Raw genomic sequence first — 17,851 nt, forward strand, 5'->3', positions numbered from 1 at the left:
GGCGTGCACCCCACCACGGCGATGTCAGCGAAGGTCTCCGTGCGGATGCAACAGGCCATCCACCTCGCCGCCGAGGGCGCCAAGCCCTAGGACAGTGAGCGGGCTTCGGTCCAGGCCCTCAGCTGGATCGCGCGGGACATCTCGAACTTAGACGATGTCAAGGGCGGGCCGAAGGTTCACCTGAGCCGGGCCTACCGCCGACGAGGCGAGGTCGATCCGGGCGAGGCTGCCGCTCACCATCGCGCTGAGGAGCTGGATCCGTAGCGCTGCAACCGAGTACGTGCCAGTGCGTACGGCGGTGCCGTCGCGCGCACCCGGCCGCTCTTCCTGCACGTTCACTGTCAGCGACAGCAGGCCGGGGAGGAACGAGAGAACGCTGCCCACCGCGGTGAGTAGCGGGCGGACGATCCCCGCGAGCGTGCTGCCGAGCGTGCTGGCGGGGGTGAGGAGATTTGTCGTCAGGGTAGACAGGATCACGGCGGGAAGCCCGTTCACGAGACCGGCGACGAGAGCGCTGACGACGCCCGTGAGGAGGCCGAGGTTCAAGCCGAGCAGCGTCGTGCCGACGGTGAGGGAGGACCGTCCGGCCATGAGGGCGTGGACACCGCTGTCCATCCGGATGTTGAGCTGCACGAGTGGGACTCCGAGCAGGTTGAGGTTCACGTTCAGTGCGATCTTGATCGTGAGGTCCTGCAGGAGGGTTGTCAGCAGGGTGACGACGCGTTCCGTCCACGTATCGAGGAGTGTGCCCAGCCGTGCCGTGAGGTCGTTGAGCAGGGCGGCGTCGAGCACGATCTCGGTGTTCGGGGGCAGGTCGTTGAGGCCTTTTGCGTCGTCGCCGAGCAGGTGGGCGAGGTCGACGCGCACGGTCCCGGTGGCGAGGTCGACGGTGAGGGTGCCGTCGGTGAGTGGTTGCGTGAGCACGGGCGTGAGTGCGGGGGCGAGTTTCGCTCCGTCCACTGCGACCGTGCCGGAGACGGTGCCGAGTCCGAGACCGTTGGTGAGTGCTCCGACGATGTTCTGCTGGATCGCCTGGGAGAGCAGGCCGTTCGTTCCGGCGAGGGCTGTCACAGACTGGTCGAGGGTGCCGATGGTGTTGTTGACCGACTGCACCAGCGACCCGACCAGGGGGCTGTCGACGCGGAGGTCGAGACTGGCGATGCCGTAGTTGCGGACGACGTGCGGGGCGGGTGCCGCCGCCACCGTCGTTGCCGTCCGCGCGATGGCCACGGAGCCGATCTCGTTTCGTGCCCCTGTCGCTGCTCCCCAGATCTGGTCCTCGAGCAGGCCGCAGCCATCAAGCTGTGCTGTCGATCCGACAGCTCCTACTTCGAGCCCGACGTCGGTGATCCCGGAGATGGCCGGTAGCGCCTGTCCGACATCGAGCGACGCGGGCTCTGGGAGCTGATCGGTCGGAGTGCTGTCGGTGACAAGCAAACCACCCGAGTTGTTGACGAGACCTGCGGCGGCTGTGGACTCCCCGGTCGCTGATGACTTGGCGATCTGGTTCACCGCGCCGGCGGAGCCCGCCGGCAGACCGACGCCGAGCCCCGTGAGGTTCAGTCCGAGTACATCGCCGAGGAGTCCCACGTCGAGCGGGTTGCCGAACGCTGCGGTGGTGCGGTCGCTGGTGATCTCGGGTGCCGTGACGGGATCGACCGTCGCGCCCGTGGTTCCTGTCTTCGTGACATCGACGCCTTCGACCGTGGCGACGGAGTCAAGGTCGGTACCGGCAAGGGTGCCGCTGAGGAAGCGGCTGGCGGACCGGCTGGTGTAGTCGTCGTCGGTACCGCAGCGGAACGCCGAGGTGCCGACCCCTCCGCGAGTCCACTCCCGGTCCGTCCACGACGCGGTGCTCGAGCTCACACCGGGAACAGTCACGGCAACGACGGCCACGACCCCGGCGGCTACCGCCCATCGTGCGCGCCGCAGCGGACGCAGGAACCCGCGGCGGGTCATGACCGTGCCCGACGGCGGAGCCGGATGGCCACCCCGGAGAGGACGAGTGCGCCGGCGAGCAGGACCGGTGCAAGGAACGCACCGCCGGTGTACGCAAGCGAATCGACTTGTTTGGTGGTCGACGCTGTTGGCGGATGCCCTGCAGATCTCGACCGTGAAGAGGCGGCCGCGTCAGGGGATGCCGACGCAGCTGGCGCCGCTGTGGGGGTGTCTGCCGTGGCAGTCACGCCGATGCCGATCGTCGCCGTCAACCCCATCAGACTTTGGTCGGCTGCCGCGGCAGTAGTGTCTGCGACCGAGAGTTCGACGAGCAGGAAGGCTTCGCCGTCGTGGTCCGGATGCGGGACAGGTTTCGAGAGTCCGGCCAACCGGTCGGTGGGACCCGCTTCAAGGATGGGAGTGGCGCTGTCGCAGGTTGGCGTCGTGGCCATGTGCTGCCACTCGTGGTCGCAGGCGGTGACGGCGACGCGCAGCCCGTCGGGGTGTGTCACCAGGGTGCCGTCCTTTCGGAGTTCGAGGTCGAGAGCGACTGACTCGTCACGATCGACACGGGTGTGGATCTGCCAGTAGGCAGGGGCGCCGGGCGAGAGATCGGGGATCCGCAGCGGGTACGAGGCCGAGTCGAGGACGAGCCCACCCGGCGCACCCGTCTCCGGTACCGCACTCCACTCGGCCGACATGACCGCGTCAGCAGCGCTGACAATTCCGACTAAGCCACACACAACTGCACCGACGGCGGCAAACACCGCAGCGATACGAGCCGGCCCGCCGCTCAACGCTCATCCGATGGGGCGCGACGTGCCGGCCAGAACGTCCATACAACGAGCAGCCCGACGACGGCGACCGCGAGTCCACGTGCAGCCGGGGTTGACGCGGCCTGCAGAACCGACCCGAGCACGGGTGCTGCCGCGATGACAAGCCCCGCCTCGCGGACGATGTACTGGTCCCGGTCGTTGGTGCCGTTGGCGTCACCGCGGAGCGTGAACTGCCGGGCGACTGTGTCACCCGTGACCCGCTCGACCGTCACCACTCGGTGTGTGACGGGGAGGCTGGCACCGGGGCGCGGGACCGTCACCACCTGGCCGGCCCGCACGGATGCGGCTGGAACGCGTTCGGACACGACCACCGACCCGGCCGGGACGGTTGGCGACATCGAGCCCGTCGTGACGACGATCAACGACAGCCCGGTGGTCGCCGCGATCACCCACCAGATCACGCAGATGATCCCGACGACTCCGGCGACGGTCACGAGGACGCCACGCAGCACGACGAGCGGATGCCGCCGTCGTGCTGGTCGAGCAACGGCTGTGCTCATGAGGACTCGGCGGCGAACTCCCACGCTGGTGCCGCGGTTCGTCCCTGCAGCTGGTCCACCGTCGTCCCTGCCGGAAGCGTCGGGTTCGGCGGCAGTGACACTTCGAAGCAGTAAGCCTGCGTCGACGCCGAGTTCGCGGCGAGTGTCTGTGCGACGGAAGCACCCGTCGTTGCCAGCGCCCCGTCCGCGATCACCGAGGCAGGGTCAGCGAAGGCCGCCGCGTCGCACGTGGTCGTCGTGGCCGTGACTGCGACACGGACCTGGAGGGCATCCCAGAGGACGTCGTCGGCGTCGGCCGCCGTGACGCCGTCGGCGGGAACAGCGGACGCGAGCCGGACATCACCGGCCACCGATCCAGCGACGGTGCGCAACGCGACCGCAGCGTAGGTGGCATCACCCGGCGAGAGCGCGAGAGCTTCGGCGGTGAAGGTCATCGCCTGACCGGGGTTCGTCTCGGACTGCGCCCATCCCGCGGTGTACGGCGCCCCGGTGACGTTCTGCTCCACCTCGAACGTTGACGTGCCGACGCCGGCGCCGTCATCGCCGTTTCCGCCGAAGACCCACTCCGTGTCGGTCCACGACGCGAGGGTGTAGCCGACACCTCCTACGACGAGTGCGCCGCCGGCGACGAGAGCGAAGATCTTCGTCCGCCGTGAAGCGGGCGCGCTGGACTGTTCTGACATCGATTGCTCCTGATCCGTGAACGCGGACGAGGAGTGTGGGTGGTTGGCCCTTCGACGCAGACGATCTGGTGAGGATCGCGGCGACGCCCCCGCGGGTCCGCTGCTTGAGACATCCTCGCAAGGCTGGCGACGGGGATCAAGGGGGCGGCTCAAACCGCAGTCACCGGCGCACCGGCTCGCGGGGTGCTGATGAGCGACGCACCCGGTGAGACGTACATCACAAACCGAGCGCTCGCGCGGTGGCGTGAGCTGCGCTGGTGGCTCCGCTGGTTACGATCCGGCGGGAGCCGGCTCCTCGATGGTGTACTCGTCGACTGGTGCCGGAGCGCCGCCCGTCAATGCCTGAACGACCGAGGACAGCACGCGTGCAAGGACCTCGTTGTCCTCCCGTGACAGGTGGTCGACGACCTCGACGACAGCCTCGTGGAACCGGGCGTACGACTCGTCAATCTTCTGCGCGGCCTGGACCGTCGGCTCGAGCACCTGCGCCCGCCGGTCGGTGGGATGCGCCGACCGCACGAAGTCACCCTTCACCACGAGACCATCGACGATCTTCGTCACTGATGCGTTCGATACGTTGAGCATGACCGCGAGGTCCTTCGGTCCCATTGCGCGGCCGTCCCGGCGTGCTTGAAGCATGTACCGGACCGCCAGAAACTCGTTCTTCGTCAACCCGCTCTCGCTGCGGGCGTTATCGAGCTGCTGTTCCTCAGCATGCTGCAACCGAAGCAGTGCATCCACCGCGTTCTTCGCCGTACGGGTCCGTGGCTCTCGGGCGTAAAGGTGCATGTGCTCACGGCGGACAACGGTCAACGGCATGTGATCATGTACCTCTTCTGAGTGGGCGTGGTGCTGGGGTGACGCTATGCGGCGGTAGGTGCGTTGAAGAAGTCGGCGTACGTCGGCTCGCTGCTGCTCCGGGAGAGCAGGGACGGGTCGGTGACTCGGCGCTCGACATAAGCGTCGATTACGGCCGGGTCGGTGAGGCCGATGCGCGGGTGGCTGCCGGCGAGGCGAGCGCGCCGCGGCATCCTTGAGTACGTGCTGTGCATGGTGGTCCCGCCCTTCTGCTTCGTTGCTGTCCCCTGCGGACGAACAGGACTCTTTCACAAAGCAAACGGTTTGAGCAATTAACGGTTCGGCGTCTGTACCTTTCGCGCTGAAAACTTGATGCGTATGTACAGACCTTGGAAGAGTGTTGCAGCTGGATCCGGGCGCTTGGGTGCCACTCACCGTGTCGAGCCATCCCACCAGGCTGCGCCGGTATGCCTCTGCCCCGGTCCCGCTTCCAGCCCAGCCCAGCCCAGCCCAGCCGATACTGCTGCACTTGTCGGTGCTGTGAGAGAAGTGCGGGTTAGCGCGTGCGTGTCAGGACGAGGATCGTGATGTCGTCGTCAGCACCTCGGTCCATGACGAGTTCTTTAACAGCAATGAGGAACGCCGCGGGCGCGAGGCGGTAGAGCGTCGCGAGCTGGTTCAGCGCAGCGAGCGTGCCGTCGTAGAGGTCGAGGACGCCGTCGCTGCACACAATGAGCGCATCGCCGGGTTCGAGCATCAGGGAGCCAGACGTGCGACGCCACGCTCCGGGGTGTACTCCCAACGGAAGATCGTGTGAGAGCAGCAAGTGCGGCGTCTGCTGGCCGGCGCGCAGGTGCATGGCAATGCCATGACCGGCGTCACCGTAATCAACCCGCCCAGTTGCTTGATCGAGGTGGGCGTGGAAGGCCGTCGCGAACGACTCCATTATGACGAGGTCCGGGCTCACCCTTTCGTCAGTGGCGGTGACGACGTCAGCGACATTGCTGTCGGGATCCTGCGCTCGGAACGCCGCCTGGACCGATGCCGCCAATGCTCCCGCGGCGGGCCCCTTTCCCATGACATCAGCGACAGTGAGGGCAACGCCACGGAACGTGCTGCGCGCGCAGCAGGGAGTCGGCCGCGGAGCGGACAGCAGCGCCGAGCGTCGCTACGAACCTCCAACAGTCGGGCCGTCGAGCGGGCTCGAACGGTAGTCACCGCCGCGCGTGATGTGCCCTTCCGCCTCGGCGCCTTCCTTCTCTTCCGCCTGAGCCTCGACCAGGATGGCCGCATACTTGTCCTCTTCGTCGCGCAGGTAAGCGCCCAGAGCACGCCGGAGGATCAACAGCAGCTCGTACTCCCGTTCACGGGTGGTGAAGACGTGCGGGTAGCTGTAGTAGCGCTTCCACATGGTTACGAAGTCCGCGGTACCGATGGCCTTGACGATGGCGCGAACGGTATCTCGGACGGTCTCGTGGTCGATCAGCTCGGCGAGGTCTTCGATGCGCCGGATCTCGTCCCAGCCAGAGAACCCGATGAAGCTGTCACTATTCGGTCCTTCGCCGGGGTTCGATGGCTTGACGAAGAACTGGGACGTGATGGCGAGTGCGTCACGAGCCGCGGCGCGACCCTGGTCCAGACGGTGCACGGTCCGCTCCTGAGCGAGTTCCGCGGCTCGATCCTTCCGGTCTTCCTCGCGGTCGGTCTTCCGTGCTGCGCGTTCGCTGCTGTTTGTGAGGATCGTGGTGGTGACGGCGCCAGCGGCGCCGAGCACGGCACCAACGACGCCGGCGATTAACGTCGCCATGTCGTCGCTCACGATGCGTTCGCCAGCGCGTCGGAGAGAGCGCGAGAGACGGTCGACGGGCTGACACCGATGGTTCCGGCAATCTCCTCGTAAGTGTGGTTGTCGGCGCGCATGCGGAGCGCAGTGGCGAGCTTGTTCGGCGTCATCGCGCGTGGTCGGCCGCCGCGGCGACCACGTGCTCGAGCGGCCGCCAGGCCCTCGTGCGTGCGTTCGCTGATGATGCGTCCGGAGAACTGTCCGATCGCGGCGAAGATCACGAAGAACATCTCACCGCCGGCGGTGGTGGTGTCGATGCCCTCGTGCAGGGATCGGAACTCGATGCCGCGGGCCTTGAGGTCGTCGACGACGCGGACCAGGTGTTGCAGGGATCGGCCGAGCCGGTCGATGCGGGTGACCACGAGGACGTCACCCTCGTGGTCGCGGAGGTAGTCGAGCGCGGCCGCGAGGCCGGGTCGGGCGTCGAGCTTGCCGGATGCCTTGTCGGTGAAGATCCGCGTCGCGCCGGCAGCGGTGAGCTCGTCGACCTGGGAGTCGAGGACCTGATCGAGCGTCGAGACGCGGGCGTAGCCGACGATCGTCATCAGCGGTCGTACCCGTCGCGTCGGGGTCCGGTGACGTTCTGCCCGGAGGCTCGGCCGGAGGGTCCGTAGTAGGACCGCTCCCCCGCGCCGGCGGAGCGCCCGGCGGCGTAGCCGGGCGGGACAGAGCTGATGCCGCGCATGGCCTCGGCGGCCTGCTTGGCGCGCTGCAGCGCGGTCGAGTCCATCCGGTCAGTGACCATCACGCTGAACGCGGAGCGCAGCGGCTCGAGGTTGCCGCTACGCGCGGCATGGGAGACGGCGATGTTCTGCTCCTTGGTGAGAACGGACCAGTGGATCGTCTTGCCGCCGGCCTCGGCGACCTGGTTGAAGTAGGTGCGTTGGGTGCGGCCGTTGCCCTCGCGGAACGGGTGCGCGTCGTTCACGTCGTTGAACCGATCGGCGAGCAGGCTCGCCCAGCGGGCGTCGTCCATGCCGGGGGCGAGCATGCCGTCCTCGCGCATCATGCGCGCAGCGCCGTTCACGACGAAGCTGGCGTGCTCGGGCGGCAGGAACCCCTGCCCTTCCTTCTGGATCCCGACGGTACGGATTTCTCCGGCCCACGGGTAGACGTCCTGGAACAGGTGCCGGTGAATCGCCTGCAGGTGCTCGATACCGAAGTCACCCCGGATCGGCTGGTCCTGTAGCTCGACCCACCGGTCCTCCACGCGGTCGTCCTCGAACCGGCGCAACTCGGCGGTCGTGTGGATCGGCTCGGCGGACAGGGTGCGAAGCAGCCCGGTGTCGGTGTCGAAGTAGCCCTTCCACCGGTCGTCGTGGGTTGCGCCGGTCTGCCAGGGCCGCGTAGCCAGCCAGGCGTCGCGGTCGAGGTTCGCCATGCCTTTCAGCGGTCGGCGATGGACGGGCGGAGTCGGCGCACCTCGGCGCTCATCTCCTGCCGCGTGAGCTCGCCACGGACCCACTGGTCCTGCAGCGCACGGACCTCGTCAGAGGAGCGTCCGCCCTCGAGCTCGGTCATGGTGCGGGCCTCGTCGATGATCTGCTGACGACGCATGCGCTCGGTGTCGGTGAGCTGCGTGGTCTTGGTCTGTGTTGCCATCGGGTCCTCCCCCAAGTCAGTGCCTCAATTTTACTCCCTTAGCAGCAAAAACGGTAGCCACAGGTTTTGACGGCGGAACGTTTTGACGATGAGTTTTGACGAACCAGCTTCCGCGCACTGCTGCGGTTCGGCGTCGACGTCCTGCAGGCCGGCAGAAACGATTGTTTTTGACTCCAGCTACCGGCCGGATGACGACGGGCGACCGGGCAGCCACCTAGATCGGTGGGGCGACGATCGCGACCAGCCCGTCCCAGTCGGATTTGTAGTCTGGGTCAATCCGCGCGCGACTCTCGGCGTAGAAGTCGGCGACTTGAATCTTGGGAGGTGGCGCCGGGTCGGTGGACAGCACCGTCAGTGCTCGCGCAGCAGCAGCGTCGGCACCTGCGCAGGAGACGGCGCTGCTCATTTGGAAGCCCGGTAGGGGTCGTCTGTCGGACGGGGCGGAATCATGATCCCGCACCAGTCAAGCACTTTTGCCGCCTGGCACCCCGCCTCGGAGTAGTGAGCGCGTGTCGCGTCTCTTAGGCTTGAACGGTCCCCTTTGTGAGAGGCTCCTGTGCACGACGACGACACCCCACCTGCTGCGCCCGCTGGTTGGTATGCCTCCGCGGTCGCTGGCCGCGAACGTTACTGGGATGGCTCCGAATGGATTGTTGAGCGCGCCGTTCGCGAGAACGCGAAAGCATCGGGATCGGGAACGTCCGCCATGAGCGAGGGAACCGTGCCCGGACCGGACGTGCCCGCAGTTCAGGTGGCGCCAGCCGTGATACCGTCCCCCGATCCCGGCGCGAAGCCCGGAGCCAACAACAACATTCGCCGTGTCGGCTGGCACGAGCACGGGTGGAAGCGAGAGACGTGGCGGTATTGGACCGGCCGCACCTGGTTGAACGAGGGCGACCCCGGTTTTGCGACCATCGAGCAACCGCGTCCGGTAAGGAAGTCCCGTCAGGTACTTCCCGTGGGCTGGTGGTTCACCATCATTGCCATACCCACCCTCGCGCTCATAGTGATGATGGTCTCCGTCAGCGTGGGCACCGCCGGCAAAGAGACCCGTAACGCCTCCAACCCAGACGACGACACGACTCTGGCGGAGACCACTCCGGATCTGCCCGCCGGGTTCCAAGATGCGGGGTCCGGTATCGCGCTGAAGTGGCTGAGCCGAGGCGACGACGGCTTCGAGGGAGGCTGCGAGTATTCGTTCGGCTCATGCTTCAAAGCGAAGGTCTACGCATACGACGCCTGCCCGTCAGGCGTGTACGTCGCCGTGAACGGCCTAGACAGTGCAGGAGTAGTCATCGCGTCGTCAAACGACACCCTCTATGCCCTCGGCGAGGACGAGACGGGTGCGCTCGAGTTCACGTTCACTCGAAGCGGCGTCTTCACGGCGAAGTTCACCCAGGCAACCTGCCGCTGAAACACCCGCCGATCCAACAGCTGCGTGTGGCGCGAGCGATCCTCTCGCTGCGCGACTGTCCCTGACTCGTAGCCGTCCGTTCCCCGATCGCTCAACAGACGTGCTTCAGCCAACGCTCGTACGTGCGCCTGTTCGAAGGGAACACAATTAAAACGTGAAGAATGCTAGATTCTCTCCCGGTAGCGTCCCGTTACCCGTTGCCGTCATCCCCTAGGACATCCGTGGCTTTTCACCTTCGACGCGCAGTAGCCGTGTCCGCGCTCGCTTTAACACTTACAGCCGGCTCCATCGTTGCAGCTGGGGCCGCCAACGCTGCCTCTGCAGACGAAGCCACACCGGCCGCGGCTAGCACCCCGAGCGCAACTGCTACCGAGGCGCCAGCTGCGGTCGCTGCTGTTCCCGACGCGTCGAGTGAGGTGGACCCAACCGTAACGGTGGATCCAATCGTTGACATCACCGCCGACCGGGCGAAGCCGGAGCAGCTGGTGCACTTCACCGGGCGCGTTACCGGGCTCACTGAGCAGGCATCGCGGTACTCCATTGGGTACCGCTCAAGCGACGGTCTGATAAGCAACGGTTACGGACTATCCCCCGACGGCCAGTTCCAAGGGAACGCCCGCGCCCAGGTTGGGACAAACTGGGTGGAGGCGGTGGTCCGAGAGACCTATACCGGTGCTGAGTGGGTCAGTAATCGCGTCACCTTCGAGGTGAAGCCTGATCCGCGTGCGGCGACCAAGACGACACTGACCTTGCCTGCGAACCCGGTGGCGAAGGCAAAGTCTCCGTACGTGGTCAGGGTGGACCCAAGCGGTGGTTCGACCGGACGTGTTGACCTCTACGAGTACGACAACATCGGCCAGCTCTACCGCATCGGTGTCGGCTACCTCAGCAACGGACAAACAACCATCTACGCCGCAACGATGGCAGGGCAGCGGAAGGTCATCGCCGAGTTCGCAGGTGACAATCGCTTCTCTGGTTCCGGTACCGGCGCGAACGTCTTCGTTCCCATCGCGCCTGCTCAGACCACCGAGCCGACGAACGCTCCGGCACCGGTCGGCGCTTCGAACCCAGCCGACCGGACCCCGGCGGCTGCGCAAACAACAACATCTGCGCCGCGCCAGCAGCTTGCATACACCGGTCAGAATCCGGGGCAGGCACTCGGTGCTGCCGCGGCGATGACCGCCGTGGGAGTGCTGCTAGGCCCCGCTCGACGTCGACGTCGACGTCGGCGTCGCCTCTGACGACCTAGGGTATGGGTAAGAACCGCCGGTACGGGTCAGATTCAACGGCTGGTGCGCTCAACGAGTTCCTGACGAGGCCAGCGCCGGTGTCACTGACCGAGGAGGAGCGCGGAGCGGGGCCGGTGACGGAGCTGCCCGACGGCGCGCCCCTGGACGTCTGGCTGCGGTTCCGCCTGAACACGACCGTGCAAGAGCTCGCGGTCTTCGTCGCGTACACGGATCGTGCCCGCCTGGTGGAGCTCACCAGGCGCGACGGGACGACGTACCGGATGTGGGCGGGTGCGGTCACGAACCTTCAGACACGACGGCCCTGCTCGATCTCTCACCGTCTACCGCACGACGCGAATCGGTGCGAACCCCGATGGATTCGACCTTCCGACAAAGCGAAGCGGCCCCGGGGGACGGATCCCCGGGGCCGCTTCACGCTGCCGCTACGTCTGCTTACGCAGTGAACGTTGCGGGCTTGGAGACGAAGTCCGACGGGTCGAATGTAACGGTGACGCCGTCGGCAGAGCCTGCGAAGCCGTAGCCGATGACATAGCTCGCAGATGCGCCGGGCGCGACAGAGTTCGGTCCGTCATAGGCCCCGACCTTCTGCTCGGTGTCGAAAATCTCGTTTCCGGCCTGGCCACCGGCAGTTGCGGTGTACTGGAAGATGACGGGGGTAACAGCCTCGTCAGACCCGTTCTCGATCGTGACGTTGAACTTGATGTTGTTCGCGGCTGCGCCCGAAGCATAGGTCGACGGCGTGTAGGCCTCGGGCGCGGAGATGGTGACCTTGAGTCCGCTCTTGAACGTGAACGCCTGGCCGAACTTCGGGTTCTCGGCAGCCGCCTGCGAGGGAGTGGACGTGGCCGAAGCTGACGGAGTGTTGTCGCTAATGGTGCCGTTCGAGTCCCCCGTCGCAGGGGAGGTAGAGCAGCCAGCCAGGAGACCGACCGCCACAACGGCAGGAAGAACGAAAAGTGCAGCGGAGCGCATGTGAGGGCCTTTCGGGAAATTGAACCGACTGAGCCTATCCACAGGAGCGGACATCGACTATCCCTCAGTAGGGGGTAGCGGGACGGCCGCGGCCCCCGCGGCGAGCTGCTGGATGCGTGACGTGGTCACTCCGAATGCCGCAGCGGCTGCGTCCAGCTTGTACCCGTCGGCACGCGCTCGCTGCACGGCTTGACGGCGGAGCGCCGCGGCTCGCTGGAGCGCGGCGCGCGCCGCGTCTTCAACGTCGCGTGCCTCATCCCAGAGTTGATCCGCCTCCGCGGAGACACGCACGGTCACTTGCGCCTCGAGCTCCGCCTCGGGGACACCTAAGTGCAGCGCACCGATCTCGGCCGCGACTGCGGGGATCTCGCGGATCGTGCGCGCTTGCCCGACGGCTTCAAGCTCGGGAAGGCGCACCTGCCACCAACGACCATCGCGCGTCGCGATCGCTTCCAGACCGCGTGCATGCGAGCTCCTTGTGCTGTCGGTCACGGTGCCGTGTCCTCTCTGTGCGGGTCGGGCGGGAGTTGTTCTTCTTCGTCGGGCCAGTAGTCCCACTGCAACAGTCGGGTCCGCGCCCCCTTTGTACGGCCCGTTGTTCGCGTGAATGGCGCAGTCGTGGTTGTCGTGGTCGTATTCGGCTCGGTAGTACCGGTCGGCGTCGTAGTCAGCGTCGCGGTAGGCGTTCCATGCAGCGTCTACCTCAGACTGTCGCGACTCCCATCCCCAACGCTGGCCCTGCCGGAAGATCGCCGACTCCCGCGGGGTGAACTCCCCCACCGGCAGCTCATCCGCGGGGAGGCCCGGGGCGGTCAGCTCGTCGTAGTCGGCGGGCCCGGTGAACGGGTCGGTGCGCTGGTTCGGGCCGTTCGGCCGGTCCGTGGCGTCCTGCTCAGGGGCGCAGCAGCCCCGAGCTCCACGCCCAGGCGGCGATCTCGACGCGGTTGCGGGCGTCGAGCTTCAGCTGCAGGGCCGACAGGTGCGATTTCACGGTCCCGAGCGAGATGAACAGGGCCTCGCCCACCTCGGCGTTGGTGAGCCCCCGGCCGACCAGCTCGGCGACCTCGATCTCGCGCGGCGTGAGGTCGGGGTGCAAGGAGCTGCTCGCCCGGGGAGCCAGGTGCCGGAGCAGCCGGACGGTGATGGAGGGACTGACGAGCTGGTCCCCGCTGTCGGCGGCGCGCACCGCTTCCACCAGGAGCGCCGGTCCGGCGTCCTTGAGGAGGAACCCGGACGCCCCGGCACGCAGGGCTCCGTAGACGTACTCGTCGAGGTCGAACGTGGTCGCGACGACGACGTTCACGGGGACCCGAGCCTTCGGGCCGGCGAGCAGACGGGTCAGCTCGAGGCCGTCCATGCGGGGCATTCGGATGTCAACGACGGCGACGTCCGGACGCAGTCGTTGCGCGGCCTCGAGCGCCTCGAGGCCGTCCCCGCACCGGGCGACGACCTCGATGTCGGGCTCTCCACCGAGGATCCGCCCGATCGTCTCGCGCACGGCGAGGTGGTCGTCCGCGACGAGCACGCGGATCGTCACGAGTCGCCACCGAAGGGAAACGAGCGGCACCCGATCGGTGTCGCTGCCGACGAGGGTGCGGTGGACCCGTACGTGCCGTCAGTGTGCGGCGACGAGGACGGCGACCGCGGCGACCAGTCCGGCCCCTGCGGGAAGCACCGTCCAGAGGCCGAGTGTCTCGGGGAGGATCCGCACCGCCACGAGCGCGGCGACCGTGAGGGCTAGCGCCGTCCGTCGCCACGCCAGCGCGGTCCGCTCGGGCTGCAGGCCGGGATCGAACACCTGCCGCTCGGTCATCGGGAGAGCACGCCGAGGAACACGAGCGCCCCAACCACGATCACCGCGATCCCGACCGGCAGCGCGAGTGCCGCCGACGGAAGCGGGGTGCCCTGCCGGAGCGACCGCTCCGACCGCGCCCACCCAAACCACGCCTGCAGGGGCGTGACGATCCCGGTCACGATGAGCAGCAGGGACGCCGCGAGCCGGAACCCGGGGTGGATGCCGAGGCCGAGCGCCTCCAACGCGACCCCGCCGGCCAGCAGCGCCAGCGCGGTACGGATCCACGCCAGGAAGGTGCGCTCGTTCGCCAGGCTGAACCGGGCGTCCGGCTCCGCACCAAGCCGGTACACCCGCCGCGGGAACCGGCGGTCCGGGGCACCCGCCGGACGGTCGCCGACCTCGTCGCTCACGCCGCGCCTCCCGGACCGAACGACGCCGACGACGACGCCGACGCCGCACCGACTGTCGGACGGGACACGGTCCGGAACCCCGCGTTGCCCATCGACGAGTCCGGCGTGTTCTGCGACCGCGCCGCGTTCCGGTACCGGTTGCAGTACGAGTCGTGGCACAGGTACGACCCACCCCGCATCACCCGCGGGGCGTCGAGCGCGGCCACGGACGGGCCGGACGGGTCGGTGACGGTGCCCGCCGCGGCGTCACGGGCGTACGTGCCCTCGTCGAACACGTCCCGGCACCACTCCCACACGTTCCCCACCGTCTGCCACAGCCCGTACCCGTTCGGCTCATACGACCGCACCGGCGCCGTCGTCAGGAACCCGTCGTCCAGGGTGTTCTCGGTCGGGAACGTCCCCTGGAAGATGTTCACCCGCCACGGCCGACCGTCACCGTCGGCGGCACCCAGGTCCGCACCCCACGGGTACCGAGCCTGCTCGAGCCCACCCCGGGACGCTGCCTCCCACTGCGCCTCCGTCGGCAGCGCCCGACCCGCCCAGTCGCAGTACGCCTGCGCGTCGTTCCACGACACGTGCACCACCGGGTGGTCGCCCAGCCCCACGATCGACGAGCGCGGCCCACCCGGGTGCCGCCAGTCCGCGCCGCGCACCCCGAGCCACCAGGGCGTCTGCGGCGGCTGCCCGAGGACGTCCGCGTCGTCCGCGTCGAGCGCTAGGTGGAACACCGCCGAGTACCCGAACACCTCGGCCTCGGTCCGGTACCCGGTCGCGTCGACGAAGCGGGCGAAGTCGTCGTTCGTGACGCTCGTGACGTCGATGTCGAACGCCGACACCGTCACCGGGTGCACCGGCGTCTCGCCGTCCCCCCACTTCCCGTCGCCCTGCCCGTCGCCCATCGCGAAGGTCTGCGCCGGCACGCGCGCCTGCTCGATCCCGTGCTCGGCAGCCGTTCCGGTGCCGTGGGCCGGGATCACCGGCGAGCGGAAGCCGGAGGTGAACGCCGCCCGGCCCGTCGGTGCGCAGCAGTCGTGACCATGGTCGTCGTGACTCATCCGCGCACACACCTCCTCGCTGCTTGCCGTCGTGCGACGGCCCCCGTCACTACTTCGCGTCTTCGAACGACGACAGCGTCGCGTCGTAGTCGGCACCGCCGATCTCGAACATCGGTGTCATCCAGTGGTAGAAGTTGTCGCCGCGTGCTCGGAGCTGTTCGTAGAGATCCGTCATCATCGCGTCACGGATCTGCCGATAGGCCCGGTCATTGATTCGGTTCGTCAGCTCGGAGGGGTCGTCGACGAGGTCGTACAGCTCGTTGACCGACTCGGGGTTGACGACCAGCTTGTGCGTCTTCGACCGGAGCATCCGCTGCGGGTACGGGAAGTGGTGTCCGTGGTACTCGCAGAGCACCGTGTCCGACCAGTCGACGTCCGCGCCGCGCACCAGGGGAAGCATGGACCGCGAGTCAACCGCGGGTGTGGTGTCGAGGCCAGCGATGTCGAGGATCGTAGCGGTGAAGTCTGTCAACGTGACCGGCTCCTCGCGCACCTGGCCTTCCGGCATGCCGGGGACCCGGACGAGGCCGGGGATGCGGTAGATGTCGTCGTACATCGCCGGGCCCTTGTCGTGCAGTCGGTGCGCGCCGGTGAACTCGCCGTGATCTGCGGTCATCATGATTGCCGTCGAGTCGAGCAGCCCGAGGCGCTCGACGGCGTCGAGGATCCGCCCGATCTCGAGGTCGATCATGGTGATGTAGCCCCAGTAGGCGGCGATGAGCTTCCGGGAGGTCGCTTCAGGGAGTGTGTCGTAGGTCCATAGGCCGGAGTAGTTCTTCTGCACCGGCGGCTTGTTTTCGAAGGTCTCCTGCACAGACTCCGGCAGCTCAATCGTGTCGGGGTCGTACATGTCGAAGAACTCGTCCGGGAGGATGTACGGCAGGTGCGGGCCGAAGAAGTGAGTGGCGAGGAAGAACGGCGCGGGAGGGGTTCCCTTGCCGCCCGCGGCGAAGCGCTCGAGCATCTCGATCGTCCGATCCACGAGGTAGTGCTCGAACGTGGCCTCGAGCGGCTGGTGCAGTCGGGCGGCCAGCAGGTTCCCTTCGCCGCCGTTCGGAGTGACCCCACGGACCTTGTCGCTGATCGAGTACTCCGGCAGGTCGTGCTGCTGCAGCCAGGCTCGGTAATCGGGGTGGTCGACGGGGTTGTGCCAGCCCTCGTACTGCGGCCCCTCGAATCCGTAGGTTGCAGCGTTCTTCTTGACGCCGCCGTGCCACTTCCCAACGAGACCAAGTTGGTACCCAGCATCACGGAGCGCTTCGGCGAAGGTGAACTGACCGTCAGCGAGGTCCTCGATGTAGCCGACGTTTCGCTCGTAGTTCGCGAGGAGCTTGTGTCGGAACGGTGCCGCGCCAGTCAGCAGTGACGCGCGTGCCGGCGTGCAGATCGCTGTCGGGGTGAAGGTCTCGGCGAAACGGGTCCCCATCGCGGCGATGCGGTCGAGGTTCGGCGTCTTGACAACGGTGTTGCCGTATGAGCCGAGCGTCGACTGCGTGTGCTGGTCGGTCATGAGGAAGAGGATGTTGTCCGCCATCAGGCGTCCTTTCGTCGGAGTGGAACGACGACGTCGAGCGTGGCGGCCGCGGCGGTCGCCGCGCCGACGGCCCCGAGAATTCGGTCCGTGCCGGCAGGCTCGATGACGAGGTCGATGGTCGCCCAGTCCGGGCTCGCGTCGCGTGCGACCTGATCCAGACGGGAGAGGAATCCGGGAAGCTCTGCGACGGCGCCGCCGACGGCGAGCACGGCCGGGTTGGTGGCTGCCAGCAGACCCGCGAGCACCCCACCGGCCGCGACGGCTGCACGGTCGACGGCAGCATGTACTTGGGGCTCGTCGATGTGGGCGAGGAGGTCGTCGATGTCGCGGGCACCGGCGGCGCGGAGGACTGATGGGAGGCTCGCCACCAGTTCAAGGCATCCCCGACCGCCGCACGGGCATCGGTCGCCGAGCGGGTCGACGCTGATGTGCCCGACCTCACCGGCGGCACCGGCGGTCCCGGTGGCCGCTTCGCCGCTTTCGACGATGCCGCCACCGACGCCCTCGTCGAGACGGATGTAGACCAGATCGAGATTGTTGCCACGTCGGTGGGCCTCGGCGACTGCCGTCCACCGGGTGTTGTTGCCGACCACGACCGGGACATTGAACCGGTCCATGAGCAGCTGCGCAACCTCGGAGCGTTCCCGCTCGAGGCGACCGACGTCGAACGCTGCGAGCGAGCCGAGCGGAGCGCTTCGCGGCGGCACCGCGGTACGGCTCGCGTCAGCGTGAAATCGGGGCCCAGGCGTCCCTACGGCGACCTGCCGGACCTCGCGCATGTCGATGTCGCCGTCAGCGGCTGCTCGATCGAGTACCGCCAGCGCGGCGTTGCACCGCTCGATCATCGTCGAGGCAGCGTCGATGTCCTCGACCGCCGTTGTGAAGACGACGCCACTGAGATCGGCGAGGGCGACGGCGACGTGACTGCGTCCGAGCTCGATGCCGACGGTGTCCGCGCGGCGCGTGCTCAACCGGACACGACGCGACGGCCGTCCACGCCCGGCAGCTGGCTCAGTCCGTTCCTCCGCGACGCCGGTAGCGACCAGGGTCCCGACGGCGGCGGACACAGACGGACGTGACAGGCCCGTGATCGCGCAGAGTGCGGCGCGGGTCAGCGGGCCCTCACGGTAGAGCGCGGCGAGCACCGCGTCGACAGTCGCCGACGAGACGCGAGCAGCGGAGTTGTCCATGTGGTCGACCATAAGGGCACCAATTCATTTC

Annotated in this window: 21 protein-coding genes; 2 read left to right on the forward strand and 19 right to left on the reverse strand. The window is 67.6% G+C overall.

Going from position 1 to position 17,851, the window contains the following annotated elements; all coding sequences use genetic code 11:
- Positions 1-147: 147 nt before the first annotated feature.
- From DEJ23_RS14790 to DEJ23_RS15530, 11 genes are all read right to left on the reverse strand, one after another.
- Complete coding sequence (locus tag DEJ23_RS14790; protein WP_111240998.1) at positions 148-1,866, reverse strand: choice-of-anchor G family protein; 1,719 nt, start codon at positions 1,864-1,866, stop codon at positions 148-150.
- Between the two features lie 89 nt (positions 1,867-1,955).
- On the reverse strand, positions 1,956-2,705 hold the full coding sequence (locus tag DEJ23_RS14795) for a hypothetical protein (protein ID WP_146240320.1): 750 nt from the start codon (positions 2,703-2,705) through the stop codon (positions 1,956-1,958).
- 26 nt (positions 2,706-2,731) lie between these two features.
- Positions 2,732-3,274 carry a signal peptidase I gene (locus DEJ23_RS14800; RefSeq protein ID WP_111241000.1) on the reverse strand — a complete coding sequence of 181 codons (543 nt, stop codon included), beginning with the start codon at positions 3,272-3,274 and terminating at the stop codon, positions 2,732-2,734.
- Positions 3,271-3,957: an acyl-CoA dehydrogenase gene (locus DEJ23_RS14805; RefSeq protein WP_111241001.1), complete on the reverse strand. Its 687-nt coding sequence runs from the start codon at positions 3,955-3,957 to the stop codon at positions 3,271-3,273. The genes DEJ23_RS14800 and DEJ23_RS14805 overlap by 4 nt, the downstream gene beginning before the upstream one ends.
- 270 nt (positions 3,958-4,227) lie before the next feature.
- Positions 4,228-4,698 (reverse strand): MarR family winged helix-turn-helix transcriptional regulator, encoded by a 471-nt coding sequence (locus tag DEJ23_RS14810; protein ID WP_181429286.1) that lies wholly within the window; start codon positions 4,696-4,698, stop codon positions 4,228-4,230.
- Positions 4,699-5,311: 613 nt separating this feature from the next.
- Positions 5,312-5,911, reverse strand: a complete 600-nt coding sequence (locus DEJ23_RS14820; RefSeq protein WP_309147090.1) for a PP2C family protein-serine/threonine phosphatase — start codon at positions 5,909-5,911, stop codon at positions 5,312-5,314.
- 12 nt (positions 5,912-5,923) lie between these two features.
- A complete protein-coding gene (locus DEJ23_RS14825) occupies positions 5,924-6,574 on the reverse strand; it encodes a hypothetical protein (protein ID WP_111241005.1) in 651 nt (216 codons plus the stop codon).
- Positions 6,571-7,143, reverse strand: a complete 573-nt coding sequence (locus tag DEJ23_RS14830; RefSeq protein WP_111241006.1) for a recombinase family protein — start codon at positions 7,141-7,143, stop codon at positions 6,571-6,573. Before DEJ23_RS14830 ends, DEJ23_RS14825 begins: the two co-directional genes overlap by 4 nt.
- Positions 7,143-7,979 (reverse strand): Fic family protein, encoded by an 837-nt coding sequence (locus DEJ23_RS14835; protein ID WP_111241007.1) that lies wholly within the window; start codon positions 7,977-7,979, stop codon positions 7,143-7,145. Before DEJ23_RS14835 ends, DEJ23_RS14830 begins: the two co-directional genes overlap by 1 nt.
- A 5-nt stretch (positions 7,980-7,984) precedes the next feature.
- Positions 7,985-8,200, reverse strand: coding sequence for an antitoxin VbhA family protein (locus DEJ23_RS14840; protein WP_111241008.1), 216 nt, complete (start codon positions 8,198-8,200; stop codon positions 7,985-7,987).
- 214 nt (positions 8,201-8,414) lie between these two features.
- Complete coding sequence (locus tag DEJ23_RS15530; RefSeq protein WP_146240321.1) at positions 8,415-8,606, reverse strand: hypothetical protein; 192 nt, start codon at positions 8,604-8,606, stop codon at positions 8,415-8,417.
- A 150-nt stretch (positions 8,607-8,756) separates the two neighbouring features.
- Between DEJ23_RS15530 and DEJ23_RS15535 the strand changes: the two genes are divergently transcribed.
- Together DEJ23_RS15535 and DEJ23_RS15540 are read left to right on the forward strand one after the other, a co-directional pair.
- Positions 8,757-9,614, forward strand: coding sequence for a hypothetical protein (locus tag DEJ23_RS15535; RefSeq protein ID WP_146240322.1), 858 nt, complete (start codon positions 8,757-8,759; stop codon positions 9,612-9,614).
- A 434-nt stretch (positions 9,615-10,048) separates the two neighbouring features.
- Positions 10,049-10,855, forward strand: a complete 807-nt coding sequence (locus DEJ23_RS15540) for a hypothetical protein (RefSeq protein ID WP_220034241.1) — start codon at positions 10,049-10,051, stop codon at positions 10,853-10,855.
- Positions 10,856-11,296: 441 nt separating this feature from the next.
- Here DEJ23_RS15540 and DEJ23_RS14855 read toward each other — a convergent pair whose 3' ends face one another.
- The 8 genes from DEJ23_RS14855 to DEJ23_RS14895 all read right to left on the reverse strand — a co-directional run bounded on the left by DEJ23_RS14855 (position 11,297) and on the right by DEJ23_RS14895 (position 17,832).
- Positions 11,297-11,836, reverse strand: a complete 540-nt coding sequence (locus DEJ23_RS14855; RefSeq protein ID WP_146240324.1) for a hypothetical protein — start codon at positions 11,834-11,836, stop codon at positions 11,297-11,299.
- Positions 11,837-11,893: 57 nt separating this feature from the next.
- Positions 11,894-12,328, reverse strand: coding sequence for a hypothetical protein (locus tag DEJ23_RS14860; protein ID WP_146240325.1), 435 nt, complete (start codon positions 12,326-12,328; stop codon positions 11,894-11,896).
- 400 nt (positions 12,329-12,728) lie between these two features.
- Positions 12,729-13,373 (reverse strand): response regulator transcription factor, encoded by a 645-nt coding sequence (locus DEJ23_RS14870; RefSeq protein WP_111241013.1) that lies wholly within the window; start codon positions 13,371-13,373, stop codon positions 12,729-12,731.
- Between the two features lie 78 nt (positions 13,374-13,451).
- The gene (locus DEJ23_RS14875; RefSeq protein WP_111241014.1) at positions 13,452-13,649 is read right to left on the reverse strand and encodes a DUF202 domain-containing protein; all 198 of its coding nucleotides are present in this window, start codon (positions 13,647-13,649) and stop codon (positions 13,452-13,454) included.
- Positions 13,646-14,041 carry a YidH family protein gene (locus tag DEJ23_RS14880; protein ID WP_111241015.1) on the reverse strand — a complete coding sequence of 132 codons (396 nt, stop codon included), beginning with the start codon at positions 14,039-14,041 and terminating at the stop codon, positions 13,646-13,648. Before DEJ23_RS14880 ends, DEJ23_RS14875 begins: the two co-directional genes overlap by 4 nt.
- A complete protein-coding gene (locus tag DEJ23_RS14885; RefSeq protein WP_181429287.1) occupies positions 14,038-15,096 on the reverse strand; it encodes a formylglycine-generating enzyme family protein in 1,059 nt (352 codons plus the stop codon). The genes DEJ23_RS14880 and DEJ23_RS14885 overlap by 4 nt, the downstream gene beginning before the upstream one ends.
- A gap of 49 nt (positions 15,097-15,145) precedes the next feature.
- Positions 15,146-16,630, reverse strand: a complete 1,485-nt coding sequence (locus DEJ23_RS14890) for a sulfatase-like hydrolase/transferase (protein ID WP_111241016.1) — start codon at positions 16,628-16,630, stop codon at positions 15,146-15,148.
- Entirely contained in the window at positions 16,630-17,832 is a 1,203-nt protein-coding gene (locus tag DEJ23_RS14895; protein ID WP_111241017.1) for an ROK family transcriptional regulator, read from the reverse strand. The genes DEJ23_RS14890 and DEJ23_RS14895 overlap by 1 nt, the downstream gene beginning before the upstream one ends.
- Between the last annotated feature and the right edge of the window lie 19 nt (positions 17,833-17,851).

Source organism: Curtobacterium sp. MCSS17_008, from assembly GCF_003234185.1.
Lineage (GTDB): Bacteria > Actinomycetota > Actinomycetes > Actinomycetales > Microbacteriaceae > Curtobacterium.

Coding starts and splice junctions, on each gene's coding strand:
- DEJ23_RS14800 (WP_111241000.1), bottom strand. CDS start 3,274: ATGAGCACAGCCGTTGCTCGACCAGCACGACGGCGGCATCCGCTCGTC.
- DEJ23_RS14805 (WP_111241001.1), bottom strand. CDS start 3,957: ATGTCAGAACAGTCCAGCGCGCCCGCTTCACGGCGGACGAAGATCTTC.
- DEJ23_RS14830 (WP_111241006.1), bottom strand. CDS start 7,143: ATGACGATCGTCGGCTACGCCCGCGTCTCGACGCTCGATCAGGTCCTC.
- DEJ23_RS14835 (WP_111241007.1), bottom strand. CDS start 7,979: ATGGCGAACCTCGACCGCGACGCCTGGCTGGCTACGCGGCCCTGGCAG.
- DEJ23_RS14840 (WP_111241008.1), bottom strand. CDS start 8,200: ATGGCAACACAGACCAAGACCACGCAGCTCACCGACACCGAGCGCATG.
- DEJ23_RS15530 (WP_146240321.1), bottom strand. CDS start 8,606: ATGAGCAGCGCCGTCTCCTGCGCAGGTGCCGACGCTGCTGCTGCGCGA.
- DEJ23_RS14855 (WP_146240324.1), bottom strand. CDS start 11,836: ATGCGCTCCGCTGCACTTTTCGTTCTTCCTGCCGTTGTGGCGGTCGGT.
- DEJ23_RS14875 (WP_111241014.1), bottom strand. CDS start 13,649: ATGACCGAGCGGCAGGTGTTCGATCCCGGCCTGCAGCCCGAGCGGACC.
- DEJ23_RS14885 (WP_181429287.1), bottom strand. CDS start 15,096: ATGAGTCACGACGACCATGGTCACGACTGCTGCGCACCGACGGGCCGG.
- DEJ23_RS14890 (WP_111241016.1), bottom strand. CDS start 16,630: ATGGCGGACAACATCCTCTTCCTCATGACCGACCAGCACACGCAGTCG.
- DEJ23_RS14895 (WP_111241017.1), bottom strand. CDS start 17,832: ATGGTCGACCACATGGACAACTCCGCTGCTCGCGTCTCGTCGGCGACT.